The 4,818-nt window shown below is 70.7% G+C and carries 5 protein-coding genes, 1 tRNA gene and 1 pseudogene; 3 read left to right on the top strand and 4 right to left on the bottom strand.

Features of this window, described 5'->3' with window-relative positions; genetic code table 11:
- Positions 1–367, top strand: a pseudogene (locus VLF18_RS03145) (hypothetical protein); the annotation flags it as partial.
- Between the two features lie 102 nt (positions 368–469).
- Here VLF18_RS03145 and VLF18_RS03140 read toward each other — a convergent pair.
- Positions 470–1,153 carry a response regulator transcription factor gene (locus tag VLF18_RS03140; protein WP_325278165.1) on the bottom strand — a complete coding sequence of 228 codons (684 nt, stop codon included), beginning with the start codon at positions 1,151–1,153 and terminating at the stop codon, positions 470–472.
- Between the two features lie 194 nt (positions 1,154–1,347).
- Here VLF18_RS03140 and VLF18_RS03135 point away from each other — a divergent pair.
- Positions 1,348–1,435: transfer RNA gene (locus tag VLF18_RS03135), tRNA-Ser, on the top strand.
- A gap of 459 nt (positions 1,436–1,894) precedes the next feature.
- Positions 1,895–2,665, top strand: coding sequence for a helix-turn-helix domain-containing protein (locus tag VLF18_RS03130; RefSeq protein ID WP_325278164.1), 771 nt, complete (start codon positions 1,895–1,897; stop codon positions 2,663–2,665).
- 57 nt (positions 2,666–2,722) lie between these two features.
- On the opposite strand, the gene VLF18_RS03125 is transcribed toward VLF18_RS03130, so the two are convergent.
- The 3 genes from VLF18_RS03125 to VLF18_RS03115 form a co-directional block, all read right to left on the bottom strand.
- Positions 2,723–3,445, bottom strand: coding sequence for a sulfite exporter TauE/SafE family protein (locus tag VLF18_RS03125; protein ID WP_325278163.1), 723 nt, complete (start codon positions 3,443–3,445; stop codon positions 2,723–2,725).
- The gene (gene ccoS / locus VLF18_RS03120; protein ID WP_325278162.1) at positions 3,435–3,587 is read right to left on the bottom strand and encodes a cbb3-type cytochrome oxidase assembly protein CcoS; all 153 of its coding nucleotides are present in this window, start codon (positions 3,585–3,587) and stop codon (positions 3,435–3,437) included. The genes VLF18_RS03125 and ccoS overlap by 11 nt, the downstream gene beginning before the upstream one ends.
- On the bottom strand, positions 3,584–4,818 hold a 1,235-nt coding region (locus tag VLF18_RS03115), incomplete at its 5' end, for an HAD-IC family P-type ATPase (protein WP_325278161.1). The genes ccoS and VLF18_RS03115, both read right to left, overlap by 4 nt.

Raw genomic sequence — 4,818 nt, 5'->3', positions numbered from 1 at the left:
GGTCAAGCCCGTGCTCGATCCGTCGGTACCGGCACCGGTGCGCACGGCGCCGATCCCCGCGTCGGCACCGGCATCGAAAGCCGCTGCACCGACGCCGGTGACGCCGCCGCCGGCCGCCGCGCCCCCCGCCCCGGCGCCGGTCAAGCTGGCCGTACCGAACGCGGTCGCTTCCGCGCCGATTCCGGGCGCGAGCCGCCCGGCGGCGGACGCACCGAAGCCCGCGCCGGTCACCGGCCAGCTGCCGCTCGGCATGCCTGAACCGGCAAGCGAACCCGCCGCGACGAGCGTGCGTCAGGCGGTGTCCTCGGCGCTGCGCACGCCGGCTGCGGCCGACGAAAAGCCGGCCGACGCCGACAAGAGCGAGTAAGCAGGAAAAAACGGCGCCGATCCCGAGCGGAATCGGCGCCGTCGCTTCAACCCTTCCGTTCCAGCGTTCTGCGCAGCCGCGGCGCCTTCACCCGCGACCGCGCTATCTCCGCCGCCGCCGCCGCGTGCCGTTCGCGGTCTCGAGCGCGCCGCCGAGATGCAGCACGCCGTGCACATTGGCCAGATGCGCCAATGCGACAACATTATCAATATCCAGTTTTCCGAAAATGTTCGATTTGTGGGTCGAGATCGTCTTGTCGCTGATGTTGAGGAAGCGCGACAGCGTCTGGGCGTCGTCGCCCTGCGCCAGACGTATCGCGATCTCGAGTTCGCGCGCGGTCAGTCGATCGAACGGCGATCCGCCGCCGCCCTCGACGGCTTCCATCGCGAGTTGCTGCGCGATCAGCGGCGCGAGGTAGCGGCGCCCGTCGGCGACCTGCTGCAGCGCCTGCAGGAAATCCTCGGCCGGACAGGCCTTCGTCAGATAACCCGACGCTCCCGCTTCGAGCAGCCGCCGCGGAAACGGCGCGTCGCCCGCAACCGTGACGATGACGACGCGCGTACGCAGTTCGCTGCGGCGCACGCGCTCGGTCACCTCCACGCCGGTCAGGCGGGGCATGTGCAGGTCGAGCACGGCGATATCGGGTTCGGTGCGCCGGATCAGCGCGAGACCGGCCTCGCCGTCGCCGGCTTCGCCGACGACGGTGAATCCCGGCTGCCGTTCGAGCATCGCGCGATAGCCGTTGCGGACGAGCGCATGGTCATCGATCAGAACAACGCTAATCATCCCGTCCTCCGTCGCTTGCAGCGACTGAAACGTACGTCACGCACACAACAGTGACAATGCGCATGTACACGATTTTCGCGTACATCAGCGCACGTCCGGACGCAACGTGGAGCTGGCGCAGCGGATTCGCTATCCTTTCCGACCGCAGCCGGCCCATGCCGGCCCGCGACGGCCCCTGCCGTCGCCACCGCACCGGAAGAGTGGCAGAGCGGTTGAATGCACCGGTCTTGAAAACCGGCGATGGGCGACCATCCGTGGGTTCGAATCCCACCTCTTCCGCCAGTCCGTCTTTCGCCGGCCTGCATGTCGCGCGACCCGTTCCGTGCATCGCCTTGCCGCGTTGATCGGAACCAGGGCCGGGCGGCAGCCGCCGGCTTGCCGTCGGACCATGAACGCGATTCTCGCACTGCAGGGCGTATTCGACGCCGATCTCGCCGCACGCGACGACGCACCGGTGAAGTGGTCAAGTTTCCCAGGACACTCGAAAAGGTGGTTTGCGTCAGCCGCGGCGGCCTTGACCGGGGTGGATAGCCGAGCGAGGAATGAAGCCGCTCGGTGTCGTAGAAGATCGCATAGTCATCGACAGCGTGTTGTACGCGTGCGTGCTCGGCGCTCCTCTCCACTCGTTTCTCGCTCGTCCCCACGCGCCTTTCCGCTGCGCATCCGCCCCCGACCAAAGTCGTCGTGACACAACGTCGCAGCCGTCCCGCGGCTTTCGCGGCGTCCGTCTAAGCTCGCCGCATGAACATGACCGCGATCGTCGACTTCGAATCCGTCCGCCGCCACTGCCTGCAATGCTCGCTGCGCGAACTGTGCATTCCGGCAGGCATCGCCGGCGCCGACGTCGAGCGCGTCGATCGGCTCGTGAAGAAGCGCCGCACGGTCGCGCGCGGCGAATACCTGTTCCGTGCCGCGACGCGCACGGCGCGTCTCTACGTCGCGCGCGACGGTGCGTTCAAAACGGTCGCCAGCAGCGAGGCCGGCGAGCAGCAGGTCATCGGTTTCCATCTCGCAGGCGAACTCGTCGGTCTCGACGCGCTCGCGAGCGGCCGTCACCGCTGCGATGCGATCGCGCTGGAAACCGCGCACGTCTGCGAGATTCCGCTCGACGATCTGCACGCGGTCGCCGCGGAAGTACCGGGGCTGCAGCGCCAGATCCTGCGCGTGATCGGTTCCAGCGTCGGCCGCGACCACGATCACGTCGAACTCATGGGCCGCCGTCAGGCCGACGACCGCATCCTGCTGTTCCTGCAGGGACTGTCGCAGCGCTTCAGCGCGCTCGGCCGCGACGGCGACGAATTCGTGCTGCCGATGACGCGCGAGGACATCGCGAGCTACGCGGGCCTCGTCATCGAGACCGTGAGCCGCAGCTTCACGCGGCTGCAGGACGACGGCCTGATTGCCGTGCGCGGACGTCGCGTGCGGCTGTTCGCGCGCGAGCGCGACGAGACGATGGCGCAATGCGCCCCGTCTGTTGCGTCCTACGATCGGAGCCGTCGCAGGGCGCAATGACCGAAGGGCATTTGCGCCGTGTTTCCGGTTGCGTCGCACCACGGGCATGCCGCCAGATCAACCGACGCAGCCGAGTCCCGCAAGCACGCCGTGCACGCCGGGCAAGCGCATGAGCCACGGCGAAAACAGCGTGACGAGTCCCGACAGCAGCACGACGCCCGCGGCCGCGCGGCGGAATGCCGGCTGTGCGAGACGCCGGCCGATGTGCACGCCGTTCCAGGTCAGCGGCAGCATCAAGAGCAGCGTGCCGAGGCCGAAGCTCGTCATGACCAGCGCTGCGCCGAGCGCATCGGCCTGCAGCCACGCGGCGAGCAGCACCGTCGAGCTGAGCCCGCAGGGCATCCAGCCCCAGAGCATGCCGAGCGCGAACTGTCTCGGCGGCGTCGCAGCGGGCAGCAGGCGCCGCTGCAGCGGTGCGAGTCGGCGCCAGATGCCGCCGCCGACGCGATGCAGCACGGTGAAGCGGCGGCCGACGTCGAGCAGCCGCAGCGCGAGCAGCACGATCACGACGCCGAGCAGCGCGCGCAGCACGCCTTGCAGCAGTGCGGTGCGCGCGATCTGCACGAGCCCCGCACCGGCGAGGCCGACAGCCGCACCGGCGAGCGCATAGCCGGCGACGCGGCCGGCATTGATGAACACGGCGGCGCTCAGGCACGGCCTGCCCTTGCCGACGGCCGATCCGAGTCCGGTCGCGATGCCGCCGCACATGGCGACGCAGTGCAGGCCGCCGAGCAGGCCGCTCAGGAACGCGGCACCGATCACGACGAGGTCAATCGGCACGGCGGTCGTTCTCCTCGAGCGGCGCCAGCGCCGGCGTGTCGAGGTCGTCGAACTGTCCGCCGCGCACCGCGCCGACGAATGCCGCGACGGCCGCGCCCAGCAGCAGCACGCTCAGCGGCACGAGCAGCAGAAGAATGGTCATGCGTCGCTCCGGACGAGGCGCAGCGCGTTGAGCACGACGAGCAGCGACGACGCGGCCATGCCGAGCGCGGCGAGCCACGGCGCGATCAGGCCCAGCGCGGCGAACGGCAGCGCGAGCGCGTTGTAGCCGACGGCCCAGGCGAGGTTCTGCCGCACGACGGCGCGCGCGCGCCGCGCGAGCGCGATGCTCTGCGGAAGGCGTGCGAGCGGACTGCCGGTCAGCACGAAATCGGCGGCGCGATGCGTGAGCGCGGCGCCGTCGGCGAATGCGAACGACACGCTCGCGCCCGCGAGCACGGGCGTGTCGTTGATGCCGTCGCCGAGCATCGCGACGACGCGGCCTGCGCGCTGCAGCGCCTGCGCGCGCGCGAGCTTGTCCTCGGGCGACTGGCGCGCGCGCCAGTCGGCGATGCCGAGCGTCTGCGCGACTTCGGCGGTTGCCGCCGCACCGTCGCCGCTCGCGATTTCGGGCGCGACGCCGAGACGGCGCAGCGCGTCGGCGAGCGCCGGCGCGTCGCTGCGCAGTTGTTGCTTTATCTCGAAGCGCGCAAATGATTCGTTGCCGTCGCCGAGCCAGATCGCGCCGTCGTCGGCGCGGCGCGCGGCGAAGTCGGCGCGGCCGAGGCGCACGTCGCGGCCGTCGATGCGGCCTTCGACGCCGAGGCCCGCGTGGATGCGGCGTTGCGTGACGGCGATCGTGGGTGCGCCGAGGCGAACCCGGTCCCCACCCATGCCCTCCCCTTGAAGGGGAGGGCTAGTGCCTGGAGCCCTCCCGCTCGACGGGAGGGCTGGGTCGGGACGGGTTCCCGCCGCCGCCACGACGAACGCCATCGCCAGCGGATGCCGCGCCTCGGTTTGCAGCGCCGCCGCCGCGGCGAGCGCCGTTTCGCGCGAATGCCCGCCGAACGTGGACACATTGCCGATCATCGGCACCGCCTCGGTCAGCGTGCCGGTCTTGTCGAGCACGAGCGTGTCGACGGCGGCCAGCGTCTCCAGCGCGTCGGCACGCAGCACGAGGACGCCGCGGCGCGCGAGCGCATCGGTGGTTGCGGCCAGCGCCGCCGGCAGCGCGAGCGACAGCGCGCACGGACAGCTGATCACGAGCACGGCGAGCAGGATCTCGAACGCGCGCGACGGATCGACCGTCGACCATGCCGCGAACGCGAGCAGGGCGGCGACCAGCGACGCCGCGACGAAGCGTCGTGCGACGCGGTCCGCGAAGCGCGCGAGCC

The organism is Tahibacter sp. (genome assembly GCF_035481375.1).
In the GTDB taxonomy this organism is placed as follows: Bacteria; Pseudomonadota; Gammaproteobacteria; order Xanthomonadales; family Rhodanobacteraceae; genus Tahibacter.
Note: the sequence above shows the minus strand (reverse complement) of the source record. Positions and strands in the feature narration are given on the sequence as shown.